Here is a 15,950-nt window from a genome sequence, read left to right on the forward strand (position 1 = left end):
ATTCAACAAAGATAAACATAATTATAAAGTTTTATCTTTTTCAAAAAGCTTAATTTTTAATCTTTTTCTGTAACATTGTAATAACTCAATCCCATTTGAATGACATTTTTAAGCCAAATTATTACTATCTTTGGCTAAAGGCTACACTATGATTAAACAAACCCTCTCAATCTTTGCCCCTTTTCTCATCGCAGCATTATTGTATTTTTTAGGCGCACCGGATGGGCTAAACCCTAACGCATGGCTTTATTTTTGTATTTTCATGGGCATGATTATAGGGCTAATTTTAGAGCCGGTGCCATCAGGTTTGATAGCGTTGAGTGCGTTGGTGTTGTGCGTGGCGTTAAGAATTGGAGCGAGCGATGGAGTAGCGAGCGCTAATAAAGCCATTTCGTGGGGTTTGAGCGGGTATGCGAATAAAACGGTGTGGCTTGTGTTTGTCGCTTTTATTTTGGGTTTAGGGTATGAAAAAAGCTTGTTAGGGAAACGGATCGCTCTTTTACTGATTAGGTTTTTAGGGCAAACCCCTTTAGGTTTGGGCTATGCGATCAGCTTGAGCGAATTGTGTCTAGCCCCCTTTATCCCTAGCAACTCCGCTAGAAGTGGGGGCATACTCTATCCCATAGTTTCTTCTATCCCGCCCTTAATGGGTTCTACCCCAAACAATAACCCTAACAAAATCGGCGCGTATTTGATGTGGGTCGCTTTGGCTTCAACTTGCATCACTTCGTCCATGTTTTTAACTGCGCTCGCTCCTAACCCCTTAGCAATGGAAATCGCTACCAAAATGGGGGTGAATGAAATCTCATGGTTTTCGTGGTTTTTAGCGTTCTTGCCTTGTGGGGTGGTTTTGATCTTGCTTGTGCCTTTATTGGCGTATAAAACCTGCAAACCCACCTTAAAAGGCTCAAAAGAAGTGAGTTTGTGGGCTAAAAAAGAATTAGAAAGCATGGGGAGGTTTTCTTTAAAAGAAATTTTAATGTTGAGCCTCACTTTATTGGCTTTACTGGGTTGGATTTTTGGCAAACCTTTAGGCTTGCATGCGAGCGCGACGGCTTTGATTACCATGGTGTTAATGGCGTTTTGTAAGATCGTAAGCTATGAAGACATCATTAAAAACAAGAGCGCGTTCAATATTTTTTTATTACTGGGATCGCTACTCACGATGGCTGGCGGGCTTAAAAATGTGGGTTTTTTAAATTTTATTGGCAATGCGGCCCAAAATTTTTTAGAGCATGCTCACTTGGATCCGTTAATAGCGGTATTGTTTATTGTAGCCTTATTCTATCTGTCGCACTATTTTTTCGCTAGCATCACCGCTCATGTGAGCGCGTTATTCGCACTTTTTGTAGGGATTGGTTCGCATATTCAAGGGGTCAATTTGCAAGAATTGAGCTTGTTTTTAATGCTTTCTTTAGGGATTATGGGGATTTTAACCCCCTATGGCACAGGCCCATCCACCATTTATTACGGGAGCGGGTATATTCCAAGCAAGGATTTTTGGAAATTAGGGTTTATTTTTGGCTTTGTGTATTTAATCGTGTTTTTAAGCGTGTGTGTGCCTTGGGTTAAATTCATCGCTTATAGGTGGTTGTAGTTGGAAACTTTACACAACGCCCTTTTAAAATGGTATGAAGAATTTGGGCGAAAGGATTTACCCTTTAGGAATTTAAAGGGCATTAACGCTCCCTATGAAGTCTATATCAGCGAAGTGATGAGCCAACAAACCCAAATCAGCACGGTGGTTGAGCGTTTTTATTCCCCTTTTTTAGAAGCTTTCCCCACTTTAAAAGACTTAGCGAACGCTCAATTAGAGGAGGTTTTATTGCTTTGGAGAGGGCTTGGCTATTATTCAAGGGCTAAAAATTTAAAAAAAAGCGCTGAAATTTGCGTGAAAGAACATAACTCACAACTACCTAATGACTATCAAAGCCTATTAAAACTCCCTGGGATTGGCGCATACACGGCTAATGCTATTTTATGTTTTGGTTTTAGGGAAAAAACCGCATGCGTGGACGCTAATATCAAGCGCGTGCTTTTAAGGCTTTTTGGTTCGGATCCTAATATCCACGCTAAAGACTTACAAATTAAGGCGAATGACTTTCTTAATCCTAATGAAAGCTTTAATCATAACCAAGCCTTAATTGATCTAGGGGCTTTAATCTGCTCCCCTAAACCCAAATGCGCGATTTGCCCTTTGAATCCTTATTGTTTAGGTAAAAACCACCTAGAAAAACACACGCTTAAGAAAAAACAAGAGATCATTCAAGAAGAGCGTTACTTGGGCGTTGTGATCCAAAATAACCAAATCGCTTTAGAAAAAATAGAGCAAAAACTCTATTTGGGGATGCACCATTTCCCTGACTTAAAAGAAAATTTAGAATGCAAACTCCCCTTTTTAGGTGCGATCAAACACAGCCACACTAAATTCAAGCTCAATTTAAACCTCTATTCAGCTGCAATAAAGGATCTAAAAAACCCCGTTCGTTTTTATAGCCTTAAAGACTTAGAAACTTTACCCATAAGCTCTATGACGCTTAAAATCTTGCATTTTTTAAAACAAAAAAATTTATTTGGGGGCTAAACCCTGCCAAATCTAAAATGGCCCTACTTTATCGCAGGCACCACTTCAGGGATCAAATACGCAATCGTGCTAATCACGACTCCCATGATCGCTACAAAAATAAGGGAGTATTTAACGGTGAATTTGAACAAATCGCTCTCTTTCCCGGCTAACCCCACCGCCGCGCAAGCGATAGCGATGCTTTGAGGGCTTATCATCTTGCCCAAAGTGCCACCCACGGTATTAGCCGTTAGGGTTAAAATCTCAGGGAGGTGCAATCGTTGGGCGGTGAGTTGCTGTAAAGAGCCAAATAAAAGATTAGAACTTGTATCGCTCCCGGTTAAAAACACGCCTACCCATCCGATCAAGGGCGAGAAAAAAGTAAAAGCCAAACCCGTATGGGTGAGCGCTAAGGCTAGAGTGGAAGAAATCCCGCTGTAATTAGACACATAGGCAAAGCTTAAGACTAAACCAATGGTGAGAATGGGGTAACGCATTTCTTTTAAAGTCTCGCCAAAAACACTCACTGCATCGCTCACTCGCACCCTTAAAACGAGCATGCTAATAAGAGCAGCTAAAAAAATGGAAGTGCCAACCGTGTTGATTAAGAGAAATTTAAACACCACAGGAAAACTCACGCTTTGATTGGCTTCTACAAAGGGCGGGCTTTTAAAGATGTGGTTGCTGATGTTATTGAATTCAAAATAAAAATTAGAAAAAGCTAACAAGCCGTCTTTTTCAAACAAGGCTTTAAAAAAAGGCTGTATCCATAGCACAATGACTAAAACTAAAATCACAAAAGGAGACCAAGCGACATAGATTTTACAGATATGATGGTTAGTTTTAGTGAATGAAACCGCTTTGCCGTCGCTTCTAAAAATCGTTTTAGGCTGCCAAAATTTCAAAAAGAGCGCTGTCGCAACGAGTGAGACAAGGGCTGAAATAATACCAGGCAATTCTGGCCCTAAATAATTAGAGCTTAAAAATTGCGCGCCAGCGAAAGAAAAAGCCGCGATAAAAACGGCCGGAAAAGTTTCTTTAATCCCTTTAAAGCCATCCATTAAAAACACGATGAAAAACGGCACTAACAAGCTCACAAAAAAGAGGATTTTACCCGTCATGGCTGAAATTAAAATCGCTGGCACCCCTACCGCGCTCGCCATAGCGCTTATAGGGATACCCACCGCGCCAAAGGCTACAGGAGCGGTGTTAGCGATTAGGCACAATCCGGCAGAATATAAGGGGCTTAAGCCTAACCCCACTAAAATCGCTGCTGTTATAGCAATAGGCCCTCCAAAACCGATCGCTCCTTCTAAAAATGAGCCAAAACAAAAGCCAATCAAAATCACTAAAATCCTGTGATCTAAAGTGATGGACTGGACGCTTTCTTTTAAGATTTCAAAATAGCCGGATTTAACGCTGAGTTTGTATAAAAAAATCGCTGCAATAATGATCCAAGCGATCGGCCATAGGCCATAAAGAAAGCCGTAAAGAAAGCTTGAACCCACCATGCTAACAGGCATTTTATACACTAAAACCGCAATAACGGCTGATAAGGCCACGCTCAAAAAGGCCGCTGTATAACCTTTGAGCTTAAAAACCATTAAAGATAAAAAAAATAATAAAATCGGCAATAAGGCTACAAGAGCGCTCAGCCAAATATTACCCAAAGGATCATAAACTTGATGAAATTCTAGCACTAAAAAATCCCTTTTTAAAAATATTCTCTTAGCGCTAGATCTCTTTAAAAAACCCCCTTATTTAGGAATGATGGGGATAATAAAGGGGAAGACATAAGCAATAAGAGTGAAGACAATCCCCATAATGATTGCCAAAGCGACGGAGTATTTTACCGTAAATCTGAACAATTCGCTCTCTTTCCCCACTAACCCCACCGCCGCGCAAGCGATAGCGATGCTTTGAGGGCTTATCATTTTACCCACAACGCCCCCGGAAGTGTTGGCCGCTAAGAAAAGCACTTCAGGCAAGCCAAGCTGTGTGGCGATGAGCATTTGCAAAGAGCCAAATAAAAGATTAGAACTCGTATCGCTTCCGGTTAAAAACACCCCAAGCCAGCCCACCACAGGCGAAAAGAAAGTGAAAACATGCCCAGTATCCGCTAACGCTAAAGCGAGCGTGGCGCTCATACCGCTATAATTAGCCACATACGCAAACGCTAAAACCACGCCAATGGTTAAAATCGGCAAACGCATTTCTTTTAAAGTGGCCCCAAACACCCCTATCGCATCGCTGATTTTCACGCGCAACAAAAACACGCTTAAAAGAGCGGCTAAAAAAATGGAAGTGCCTGTCGTTAAAATCAAAGGGAGTTTGAACACCACAGGAAAATTAGTCACTTCAGTAACAATGGGAACGGTTTTAAAAATCTTTTGACTGATAGAATTAAATTCAAACGCAAAGCTAGAAAACGCCAAAGCCCCGCCTTCTTTAAAAAGCGCTTTAAACCAGGGTTGCGTCCATATAATAATCGTAATCGTGAGCAACACAAAAGGCATCCACGCCACGATCACCTTACAAATATGGTGTTTTTCTGTGCTGATTGTGGGCTCTTTGCCATTGCTGGTGAAAATACGCTTGGGTTGCCAAAATTTTAAAAACAAAGTGGTAGAAATCAATGACACTAAAGCTGAAATAATATCCGGGAGCTGCGGCCCTAGATAATTAGAGCTTAAAAATTGCGCGATAGCGAAACTAAACCCGGTAACAGCCACTGCAGGAAAAGTCTCTCTAATCCCTCTAAAACCATCCATTAAAAACACGATGAAAAAAGGAATACCAATGGAAAAAATGGGTAACACCCTGCCTACCATTTGAGAAATCTCTAATTCAGGGATACCCACCACGCTAGCCATCGCCGTAATAGGAATGCCCACCGCGCCAAAAGCTACAGGAGCGGTGTTAGCAATTAAGCACAACCCAGCAGCGTATAAGGGGTTTAGCCCAAGGCCGACTAAAATCGCCGCTGTGATCGCTACCGGGCCTCCAAACCCGATCGCTCCTTCTAAAAACGAGCCAAAACAAAAGCCAATCAAAATCACTAAAATGCGGTGATCCGGAGTTAGGGTTAAAATGCTTTCTTTTAAAATTTCAAAATACCCGGATTTCACTGAAAGGTTGTAAAGAAAAATCGCAGCGATCACAATCCAAGCGATCGGCCACAAGCCATAAAGAAAGCCATAGAAAAAACTCGCGCTCACCATTTGAGCGGGCATTTTATACACAAATAACGCAATAATGATTGAAAGCAATAAGCTTAAAAACCCAGCGCTATACCCTTTAAGTTTAAAGACAATAAGAGAAATAAAAAAGAGCGCAATAGGCGATAGTGCGACTAAAGCACTCAGCCAAATATGGCCTAATGGGTCATAGACTTGATAAAATTCCATAAATTTTCCTTGAATAATTAAAAGTATTTTTTTATCTTACTTAAAAGAAAAAACTAATTTTAAGTAGCATTTAATATTAAGTCAAATTTAATGGGTTTGTAGTTTATTTTAGTAACAATATTTAAGAGAGTGGGTTTATCAACTTGTGATTACAATCTTACTAATTTTGAGTATTATATTGTGTTTGAAACTCTTAATTTGGAATTTTAAGGAGCATTCTTTGAAAGTCAATTTCTTTGCTACTTGTCTAGGAGCAGCCATATATAGCAACGCATCGCTTAACGCTATCAAATTACTCCGCAAGGAAAATTTAGAAGTGGTTTTTAAAAAAGACCAGACATGTTGTGGCCAGCCAAGCTACAACTCAGGGTATTATGAAGAGACTAAAAAAGTCGTTTTATACAATATCAAACTTTATTCCAATAACGACTACCCTATTATCTTGCCCAGCGGTTCATGCACAGGGATGATGCGGCATGATTATTTGGAATTGTTTGAAGGGCATGCGGAATTTAACATGGTTAAAGATTTTTGCTCTAGGGTGTATGAATTGAGCGAGTTTTTGGATAAAAAATTGCAAGTCAAATACGAAGATAAGGGCGAACCCCTTAAAATCACATGGCATTCTAATTGCCATGCCTTAAGGGTGGCTAAGGTGATTGACTCGGCGAAAAATCTCATCAGACAGCTTAAAAATGTGGAACTCATTGAATTGGAAAAAGAAGAAGAATGCTGCGGGTTTGGGGGGACTTTTTCAGTCAAAGAGCCTGAAATTTCAGCGGTTATGGTCAAAGAAAAGATTAAAGATATAGAAAGCCGTCAGGTGGATGTGATTGTTTCAGCGGATGCTGGGTGTTTGATGAATATCAGCACCGCTATGCAAAAAATGGGTTCTTTGACAAAACCCATGCATTTTTATGACTTTTTAGCCTCAAGGCTTGGGCTTTAACATTAAAGAATTGTTTTAAGGAATAATCATGGAAAAATATCATAGCGACCAAGAATACGAAGAAATCATCACCGACCAATTAGGCGATACGCAATTAAGGGAAAATTTGCGTTCTGCAATGGACACCTTAAGGGCTAATCGTAAGAATCTCCTTAAAAATCGTTACAGCGAGTGGGAAAATTTAAGGGAATTGGGCAAAGAAGTCAAGCTCAAAATTCTATCCAGGCTTGATGAATATTTGGAATTGTTTGAAAAAAACGCCACTCAAAACGGCTTTAAAATCCACTACGCTAAAGACGGCGATGAAGCCAATGAAATCATTTACAACCTCGCCAAAGAAAAGAATATCAAGCGCATTTTAAAACAAAAATCCATGGCGAGCGAAGAAATTGGCTTGAACCATTACTTGAAAGAAAAGGGCATTCAAGCGCAAGAAACGGATTTGGGCGAATTGATTATCCAGCTCATTAATGAACACCCTGTGCATATTGTCGTGCCAGCTATCCATAAAAACCGCAAGCAAATCGGTAAGATTTTTGAAGAAAAACTCAACGCCGCTTATGAAGAAGAGCCTGAAAAGCTCAATGCGATCGCCAGAAAACACATGCGCAAAGAATTTGAAAGCTTTAAAATGGGGATCAGTGGGGTGAATTTCGCTATCGCTAATGAGGGGGCGATCTGGTTAGTGGAAAATGAAGGCAATGGCAGAATGAACACCACCGCATGCGATGTGCATGTCGCAATTTGTGGGATTGAAAAATTAGTAGAAAGCTTTGATGATGCGGCGATTTTAAACAATTTGCTCGCCCCGAGTGCTGTGGGTGTGCCTATCACTTGCTATCAAAACATCATCACAGGCCCTAGAAAAGAGGGCGATTTAGACGGCCCTAAAGAAGCCCACATCATTTTATTAGACAACAACCGCTCCAATATTTTGGCTGATGAAAAGTATTATCGCGCTCTTTCATGCATTCGTTGCGGGACTTGTTTGAACCACTGCCCTGTGTATGATAAAATCGGTGGGCATGCCTATCTTTCTACTTATCCTGGCCCTATAGGCGTGGTGGTATCCCCCCAACTCTTTGGCTTGAATAATTACGGGCATATCCCTAATTTGTGCAGCCTTTGTGGGCGTTGCACTGAAGTATGCCCTGTAGAAATCCCTTTAGCCGAACTCATTAGGGATTTACGAGCCGATAAAGTGGGCGAGGGCAGGGGCGTGGTTAAGGGGGCTAAAAGCACCCAACACAGCGGGATGGAAAAATTCTCTATGAAAATGTTTGCCAAAATGGCAAGCGATGGGGCTAAGTGGCGTTTCCAATTGAAAATGGCTCAATTTTTCTCGCCTTTAGGCAAGCTTTTAGCCCCCATACTGCCTTTAGTCAAAGAGTGGGCGAGCGTTAGGACCTTACCCAATATGGACACAAGCTTGCATGCCAAAGTCCAACACTTAGAAGGGGTGATTTATGAGTAAAGAGCTTATTTTAAAGCGCATTAAAGAAGCCAGAGCCAAGCATGCCATTCAGGGAGCAAACCCTGCTTACAGGAATATCATTAAAGTGGAGTTTGAAGACTTAGTGGAAGAATACAAGCATTTCCAGGTGTTGAATAAAGCTGAAGTCATTGAAAGCGCTAAAGAAAATTTAGAGCAAGCCATTTTAAAGGCTTTAGAAAATTTTCAAAGCAAAAAAGTCTTACACTCTACGGATTTAAATTTGAATTTTGAAGCGTTTAAGGATTTCACTTTACAACCTTATGACAAAGAAATTGAAGCGATGCGTGAAGAGTTGTTTGAGATTGATACGGCTTTATTGCATGGGGTTTGTGGGATTTCAAGCTTGGGCATGATCGGAGCGGTTTCTTCGCATGCAAGCCCACGATTGCTTTCACTCATCACCCTTAATTGCATCATTTTATTGAAAAAAGAATCCATTGTGCGCAATTTAAGCGAAGGCGTGCAAGCTTTAAAAAATCAAGGCCAAAACGGTGCATTGCCCACAAACATGCTCCTTATTGGCGGGCCTAGCCGGACAGCCGATATTGAATTAAAAACCGTTTTTGGGGTGCATGGGCCTCAAAAAGTCGCTGTCATTCTCTACTAAAGGATAAGGATGGAAAAATTAGAAGTGGGGCAATTAGCCCCTGATTTCAGGTTGAAAAACAGCGATGGCGTAGAAATTTCTTTAAAAGATTTGCTCCATAAAAAAGTGGTGCTGTATTTCTACCCTAAAGACAACACCCCCGGATGCACTTTAGAAGCCAAAGACTTTAGCACTTTGTTTAGTGAATTTGAAAAGAAAAACGCTGTTGTCGTAGGCGTAAGCCCTGATAACGCTCAATCGCATCAAAAATTTATCAGCCAATGCTCTTTGAATGTGATTTTGCTCTGCGATGAAGATAAAAAAGCCGCCAATCTTTACAAAGCTTATGGCAAACGCATGCTTTATGGGAAGGAGCATTTGGGGATTATCCGCTCCACTTTCATTATCAACACGCAAGGCGTTTTAGAAAAATGCTTCTACAATGTCAAAGCGAAAGGGCATGCTCAAAAGGTTTTAGAGAGTTTGTAATTTCGCTCTCAAGCCTTTTAATCCTCAAACTCTAAGGCTCTACTCTTTTCAAACATTGGTTGAGTCTTATTTAACAAAAACTTTTATTTTTTACGCTAAAACTCATAAAAAATAGGGTTATTTTGCGACAATAACCCCACAAAAACGCTTTTTAAACACTATTTACTAAAATCAAACCCTTTTAATTTGATGGTAAAAAACGCTTTTTAGCTTTTTTAAATTTTTATTTTTGTTCAGGTTGCCAAATGGTTTTTTCTGAAGGGGTGCTATCGGCTTCGTTTTGTAAGATTTGTTTTTTAGTTTCGTGGCAAGCCACAAACAATAACGCTAAAATTACAGCTAAAAGAGAAATTCTCATTTCAAGCTCCTTTGAATATTAAAATTCTTACGATAATTATAAAGAAAAAGAGTTAAAGATAGATTAATATTTGGCTCTGTTTTCATCAAATGTCGGCACTCAAAACCTTATTTAACCTTATTATCCTTTAATTTTTAAAACTTTATTTTATACAAAACTCATTCTCTTAAGGGGATAACTGGGGTATTTTGAAATAACTCCCCCCCTACAACCCCAACTAAATCCCCCTATAGAACGCATTAGAAGAAACGATCGCTTGACTAAAGCCTCTTATTATTTTGATTTCAATCAAGTGCGTTGTTTTTTAAGCATGTCAGCGATTAAAAAAGCGAGTTCTAGGGCTTGAGTGGCGTTTAGTCTTGGATCGCATTGCGTATAGTAATGGCAGCTCAAACCCTCTTCGGTGATCGCTTGCGAGCCACCAATACATTCTGTAACATTTTCTCCTGTCATTTCCAAATGAACCCCTGAAGCCAAGCTCCCTTCAGCCCTATGGATTTCAAAAAAGCTTTTCACTTCATCTAACACGCTATCAAAAGCCCTTGTTTTAACCCCCAAGTTGGTTTTGACCGTGTTGCCATGCATGGGATCAATGCTCCATAAAATGTGGCGTTTTTCTTTCAACACCCCTTGTAAAAGCTTAGGCAAACGCTCTTTAATGATATTAGAACCCATGCGCACGATCAAATTCAAACGCCCCTTAATGTTGTGCGGGTTTAAGACATCGCACAATTCTAACACTTCGCTCACGCTCGCATTAGGCCCAATTTTCACGCCAATAGGGTTACAAACCCCCCTTAAAAACTCCACATGCGCGCCCTTAGGATCTCTTGTCCTTTCGCCAATCCACAGCATGTGCGCGGAGCAATCATAAAACTGGTTAGTCAAACTATCCTTACGCACCAAAGGCTCTTCATAATGGAGCAGTAACGCTTCGTGGCTGGTGTAAAACTCCACTTCCCTAAGGATAGGCGTTCGCTCTATCTCCACCCCACACGCTCGCATAAACCCTAAAGCTTGCGTGATCCGGTCAGCGATTTGCTGGTATTTCTGTGCGAAATCGTTGTTTTTGACAAAATCCAAATTGAAACGATGCACTTGCTCCAAATCCGCTAACCCGCCTTGGGCAAAGGCTCTGATAAGATTCAAAGTCGCTACGCTTTGATGGTAGGCTTTAAGCATCCTTTCAGGCTTTGGCTCTCTTTCTTTTTTGGAAATCCCATTGATAATATCCCCTCTGTAACTCAACACTTCTTCATCATCCAGTATTTCAGTCGCATTGGAGCGAGGTTTGGCAAATTGCCCAGCAATGCGCCCCACTTTCACGATCGGTATAGAGCCAGCAAAAGTTAAGACAATCGCCATTTGCATCATCACTTTAAACATGTCCCTAATTCGGTTAGCACTAAATTGAGAAAACGACTCCGCGCAATCGCCCCCTTGCAACAAAAACGCCTTATTGTCAATGACTTGGGCTAAACGCTCTTGCAAGTTCCTCGCTTCGCCAGCAAACACTAAGGGAGGGTAGGAGTGCAATTCTTTTTTGACCCTTTCTAATTCTTGTTTATCTTTGTAAGTGGGGTGTTGCTCTATCTTAAAAGAATGCCATGAAGTGGGCGACCAAGTTGTGTTTGACATTTCTATAATCCTTTATTAATCTTTTTTTAAGCGTTATTATAGCTTGTGCGGGTTAAATCGTGGATTTTAGGGAATAAATGCGCGCCCAAAACCACCCCTTAATCTCAAAAAACCCCAATCATAAAAAGCTTTATGCTACAATGAGAACTCTTTAACACGATAAAAGGGCGGTTTAATAGCATGGCACAAGAAAAAGCGGTTCCAAGAGATCCTAAAAAACTCAATGCGTTTGATTTGCGTTGGATGGTGTCCTTATTTGGCACGGCGGTGGGGGCTGGGATTTTATTTTTGCCTATTAGAGCCGGTGGGCATGGGATATGGGCTATTGTGGTGATGAGCGCGATCATCTTCCCTTTGACTTATCTAGGGCATAGGGCTTTGGCTTATTTCATAGGATCTAAAGATCAAGAAGACATTACCATGGTCGTTCGCTCTCATTTTGGCGCTCAATGGGGTTTTCTTATCACTTTGCTTTATTTCTTGGCGATTTATCCTATTTGCTTGGTTTATGGGGTGGGTATCACGAATGTGTTTGATCATTTTTTCACTAACCAGTTGCATTTAGCGCCTTTTCATCGGGGATTATTGGCTGTAGTGTTAGTTTCTTTAATGATGTTGGTGATGGTTTTTAACGCTACGATTGTTACGCGCATTTGTAACGCTTTAGTGTATCCTTTATGCTTGATTTTATTGCTTTTTTCTTTGTATCTTATCCCTTATTGGCAAGGCGCTAATCTTTTTGTGGTGCCGAGTTTCAAAGAATTTGTGTTAGCGATTTGGCTAACCTTACCGGTGCTTGTGTTTTCATTCGACCATAGCCCCATTATTTCAACTTTCACTCAAAACGTGGGAAAAGAATACGGCGCTTTCAAAGAGTATAAACTCAATCAAATTGAATTAGGGACATCGCTGATGCTTTTAGGGTTTGTGATGTTTTTTGTGTTTTCGTGCGTCATGTGCTTGAGTGCTGATGATTTTGTGAAAGCAAGGGAACAAAATATCCCCATTTTAAGCTATTTGGCTAACACTTTAAACAACCCTTTAATCAATTATGCGGGGCCTGTGGTGGCTTTTTTAGCGATTTTTTCATCTTTTTTTGGGCATTATTATGGGGCTAAGGAAGGTTTAGAAGGCATTATCATTCAAAGCTTAAAGTTGAAAAAAGCTTCTAAAACCCTGAGCGTGAGCGTAACGATTTTTTTATGGCTGACTATCACGCTGGTGGCTTATATTAACCCCAATATCTTGGATTTTATTGAAAATTTAGGTGGCCCCATTATCGCGCTCATTCTATTTGTGATGCCCATGATAGCGTTTTATAGCGTTTCTAGTTTGAAGCGTTTTAGAAATTTCAAAGTGGATATTTTTGTGTTTGTCTTTGGGAGCTTGACGGCTTTGAGCGTGTTTTTAGGACTATTTTAATGGCTAGTTTTTCTATTTTATCCATTTTTAAAATCGGCGTTGGGCCTAGCTCTTCACACACCATAGGGCCTATGGAAGCGGGAGCGAGATTTTGCGAGTCGTTAAAAGGCGTTTTAGAGCAGGTTGTGCGCGTTCAAATCACCTTGCATGGCTCATTAGCCTTGACCGGTAAAGGGCATTTGAGCGATGAGGCGGTTTTAATTGGCTTGCATGGTATTTATGCTAACGAATTAGAAGTAACAACCAAAAAAGCCTTATTGCATGAAGCGCTTGAAAACAAAGTTTTAAAACTCGCTAACCAGCATCATATCCCTTTTGATTATGCTAAAGATTTGATTTTTGACAACAAACCTTTAGCCAGACACCAAAACGCTCTCATTCTAAAAGCTTTTAACGCTAAAAATGAGGTTTTAAAAGAAGAGACTTATTATTCTGTTGGTGGAGGGTTTGTCTATACTGAAAAAGAATTAGACAATTTGTCTGAAGAGGGCGGGAATGAAAGCATTGCCTATGATTTTTCAAGCGCTAAAGAGTTGCTAGAATTATGCCAAAAACACCAAAAAAGCATCGCTGAAATCGTGCGTTTGAGAGAAAACGCTCTCAAAAACCACCCTGATGCAACGATGACTAAAATCTATCATGCGATGCTTGAGTGTTATGATAATGGGGCTAATTCTAAAGAAAGGTATCTGCCTGGTTCTTTGAAAGTAACACGATTAGCCCCAAGCATTAAAACGCGCCTAGAAAAGCACCCCACAAGCGGGAAAGACCCCTTAGCGCTGATTGATTACATTTCGCTTTACGCTCGCGCCATTGCTGAAGAAAACGCCAGCGGAGGCAAGGTGGTAACCGCCCCCACTAATGGAGCGTGCGCGGTGGTGCCAAGCGTGCTTTTATACGCTAAAAACCATTTGTTTGAAAATTTATCGCAAAAGGCTATCAATGATTTTTTGCTCACTAGCGCGGCGATTGGCTATCTTTACAAAAAAAACGCTTCCTTGAGCGGCGCAGAAGCGGGGTGTCAGGCTGAAATTGGCGTGGCAAGCTCTATGGCTGCGGGGGGGTTAGCCCATTTGTGCCAAGCGACCACGCAACAGGTTTTGATCGCTAGTGAAATCGCTATGGAGCACCATTTAGGATTGACATGCGATCCGGTGGGGGGCTTGGTGCAAATCCCTTGCATTGAACGCAATGTTTTAGGGGCGATTAAAGCGATCAGCGCTTCTAAATTAGCCTTAGAAGATGAATACAAGCCTAAAGTGAGCCTAGATGAAGTGATTGCTACGATGTATGCGACCGGGAAAGACATGAATGAAAAATACAAAGAGACTTCGTTAGGGGGGTTAGCTAAGACTTTAGAATGCTAAGGGATAGCTCTAATCTTTAGGAGTTTTATTTCCTAAAAAAGGCTTTGTTTTTATCAAATGCAAATAAATCTTATCCAACTTTAATATCCTTCAAAAATTTTTAAACATAGGGTTTTAAAGCGTTATTACATCGTTTTGGATTCCATTTTGTAGTAAAAAGTTTATTCAAGCTCATAAGGGGATAGGAGGCCTTTTGAAATCATTCCCCTAACCCCCCAAAACTCCCCATAACCCTATAAAAGCGCGTCATGAGAAACTATCACTCGCTTTTTGCAAGCTTTTTTTAAATATGAAAAATACTCAAAGGCATCAATTTGATTACCAATACCCCACTAAAATAAAACCAAAAATTTTCACATGCTTTTATGTAAAATGCATTGGAATATCTTAAGGTTATTTTATCATGGCTCTATCCGTCATTATGTTTCAAAGATTTTTGCGTAACAAAAGAGCTAATCATTAAGCGTAAAAAGAGCTGAAAAGTTTAAAAACTTCAAAAAAGCGGTGGTTTTTAAAAGAGATAGTCCTAACCAATAGGACACAGAGCTTAGCGATAGAGAGCTATAAAGCCTAGAAAAGAAGCACTTAAGAGACTTATTTAAAGAAAGCCCCCTACTCAAAAAGGTAAGCTAGCTATTTTTCCTTACTATTTTTCAGACTCACTAGAGCCACTAACTTGCTTTTCAAACTCTTGTTGTAAGGCCTGTTGTTGCTTTTCTTTCTTTGAAAGGCGTCGTTTTTTCTTAGGCTTTTTTTCCTTTTTTGAAGAAGTCTCTGGCTCTTTTGAAGCTGTTTCTTTGAGCGTGTTAGCGTTAGTCATAGGGTCTAGATCTGGGTTAGAAGAATTCTGTGTCTTAGAAGAGCTTATAAATTCAGGGCTATCAGTATGGTTTTGAAGCTCCCCACTGCTCCTCTTTTGGAATGCTGCCTTAGTGTCTTTCTCAGCCTGTTCTTCCATTTTTTTAAGAACGATTGCATCCACTTTTCTAGCCTTTTCTTTTTGGCTCACCCTAACCATGCTGATCAAATATTTGATATACCCATCATACATATCCCCAAACTGCTCATGCAAAGCCCCAAAATCCGAGCCTTTGTAAAGCCAGTTAAACAAAGGGAGTGAAAGCTCTGTCCCTAAATCTTTAAGCACATGCTTATAAAACTTTTCTCTGTCATTCACCACAAAAGAAACCTTACCATCTTTATGCTCATAATAACAGACCTTTTGCTCCACACAGCTTTCCAAACTCCCCTTAAAGAAAGCTCCAAAAGCGGATAAATCGCCCTTACTCATCTTGGTTTCAGAATACTGGTTAAAATTCTTCACGCGCTCTTTTTCCAAATTAACCATACTCTTTAAAACCCTCTTGCGGTCCTTTTTCACATTCCCTGTGGAGCTTTCAGAAAACATAACATTGGGATCAACTGTAGTGTTAATAGTGGCAGAATCCGTCTCTGCTCTCAACAAAAAAGTCGTAGCCGCTAAAAAAAATAAAATCCGTTTCACACCAAACTCCTAATTAAAATATATAACCGCAACAAAAATAGATACCGTTCTTCATAAAAGCTCTCTTTTGAAATCTTTCTATTGATAAAAAACCACCTAGAATTCAAGCTGTTTTAGCCGTCTTAAAATACAGACTTTCAAAGGGTCTTTATTACTGGGTATGATACTATAA

At 40.3% G+C, this 15,950-nt stretch carries 13 protein-coding genes and 1 pseudogene; 9 read left to right on the forward strand and 5 right to left on the reverse strand.

Features of this window, described 5'->3' with window-relative positions:
* Positions 1 to 148: 148 nt before the first annotated feature.
* On the forward strand, positions 149 to 1,597 hold the full coding sequence (locus IC572_RS01495; protein ID WP_078293360.1) for a DASS family sodium-coupled anion symporter: 1,449 nt from the start codon (positions 149 to 151) through the stop codon (positions 1,595 to 1,597).
* Entirely contained in the window at positions 1,598 to 2,584 is a 987-nt protein-coding gene (locus IC572_RS01500; RefSeq protein ID WP_187854827.1) for an adenine-specific DNA glycosylase, read from the forward strand.
* A gap of 23 nt (positions 2,585 to 2,607) precedes the next feature.
* Here IC572_RS01500 and IC572_RS01505 read toward each other — a convergent pair whose 3' ends face one another.
* Together IC572_RS01505 and IC572_RS01510 are read right to left on the reverse strand one after the other, a co-directional pair.
* Complete coding sequence (locus IC572_RS01505; protein WP_187854828.1) at positions 2,608 to 4,263, reverse strand: L-lactate permease; 1,656 nt, start codon at positions 4,261 to 4,263, stop codon at positions 2,608 to 2,610.
* A 57-nt stretch (positions 4,264 to 4,320) separates the two neighbouring features.
* On the reverse strand, positions 4,321 to 5,970 hold the full coding sequence (locus IC572_RS01510) for an L-lactate permease (RefSeq protein WP_187854829.1): 1,650 nt from the start codon (positions 5,968 to 5,970) through the stop codon (positions 4,321 to 4,323).
* Between the two features lie 220 nt (positions 5,971 to 6,190).
* On the opposite strand from IC572_RS01510, the gene IC572_RS01515 reads away from it, so the two are divergent.
* The 4 genes from IC572_RS01515 to IC572_RS01530 are packed head-to-tail and all read left to right on the forward strand — an operon-like array spanning position 6,191 to position 9,489.
* Positions 6,191 to 6,919, forward strand: a complete 729-nt coding sequence (locus IC572_RS01515; protein WP_000867258.1) for a (Fe-S)-binding protein — start codon at positions 6,191 to 6,193, stop codon at positions 6,917 to 6,919.
* A gap of 28 nt (positions 6,920 to 6,947) precedes the next feature.
* On the forward strand, positions 6,948 to 8,393 hold the full coding sequence (locus IC572_RS01520; protein ID WP_187854830.1) for a LutB/LldF family L-lactate oxidation iron-sulfur protein: 1,446 nt from the start codon (positions 6,948 to 6,950) through the stop codon (positions 8,391 to 8,393).
* A complete protein-coding gene (locus IC572_RS01525; RefSeq protein WP_000032032.1) occupies positions 8,386 to 9,021 on the forward strand; it encodes a LutC/YkgG family protein in 636 nt (211 codons plus the stop codon). The genes IC572_RS01520 and IC572_RS01525 overlap by 8 nt, the downstream gene beginning before the upstream one ends.
* 9 nt (positions 9,022 to 9,030) lie before the next feature.
* A complete protein-coding gene (locus IC572_RS01530) occupies positions 9,031 to 9,489 on the forward strand; it encodes a peroxiredoxin (RefSeq protein ID WP_000412979.1) in 459 nt (152 codons plus the stop codon).
* Between the two features lie 223 nt (positions 9,490 to 9,712).
* Here the strand turns inward: IC572_RS01530 and IC572_RS07865 are convergent, their stop codons facing one another.
* A complete protein-coding gene (locus tag IC572_RS07865) occupies positions 9,713 to 9,847 on the reverse strand; it encodes an HP0135 family lipoprotein (protein ID WP_001222899.1) in 135 nt (44 codons plus the stop codon).
* 288 nt (positions 9,848 to 10,135) lie between these two features.
* A complete protein-coding gene (locus IC572_RS01535) occupies positions 10,136 to 11,485 on the reverse strand; it encodes a class II 3-deoxy-7-phosphoheptulonate synthase (protein WP_187854831.1) in 1,350 nt (449 codons plus the stop codon).
* 180 nt (positions 11,486 to 11,665) lie between these two features.
* Between IC572_RS01535 and IC572_RS01540 the strand changes: the two genes are divergently transcribed.
* Together IC572_RS01540 and IC572_RS01545 are read left to right on the forward strand one after the other, a co-directional pair.
* The gene (locus IC572_RS01540; protein WP_187854832.1) at positions 11,666 to 12,907 is read left to right on the forward strand and encodes a serine/threonine transporter; all 1,242 of its coding nucleotides are present in this window, start codon (positions 11,666 to 11,668) and stop codon (positions 12,905 to 12,907) included.
* Positions 12,907 to 14,274, forward strand: a complete 1,368-nt coding sequence (locus IC572_RS01545; protein ID WP_187854833.1) for an L-serine ammonia-lyase — start codon at positions 12,907 to 12,909, stop codon at positions 14,272 to 14,274. Before IC572_RS01540 ends, IC572_RS01545 begins: the two co-directional genes overlap by 1 nt.
* 646 nt (positions 14,275 to 14,920) lie before the next feature.
* Here the strand turns inward: IC572_RS01545 and IC572_RS01550 are convergent.
* Positions 14,921 to 15,778 (reverse strand): hypothetical protein, encoded by an 858-nt coding sequence (locus tag IC572_RS01550; RefSeq protein WP_187854834.1) that lies wholly within the window; start codon positions 15,776 to 15,778, stop codon positions 14,921 to 14,923.
* Here IC572_RS01550 and IC572_RS07980 point away from each other — a divergent pair.
* A pseudogene (locus IC572_RS07980) lies at positions 15,702 to 15,895 on the forward strand (hypothetical protein). The gene IC572_RS01550 and the pseudogene IC572_RS07980 sit on opposite strands and share 77 nt — an antisense overlap.
* Positions 15,896 to 15,950: the final 55 nt, after the last annotated feature.

It is taken from the genome of Helicobacter pylori (assembly GCF_014496485.1).
GTDB lineage: Bacteria > Campylobacterota > Campylobacteria > Campylobacterales > Helicobacteraceae > Helicobacter > Helicobacter pylori_DD.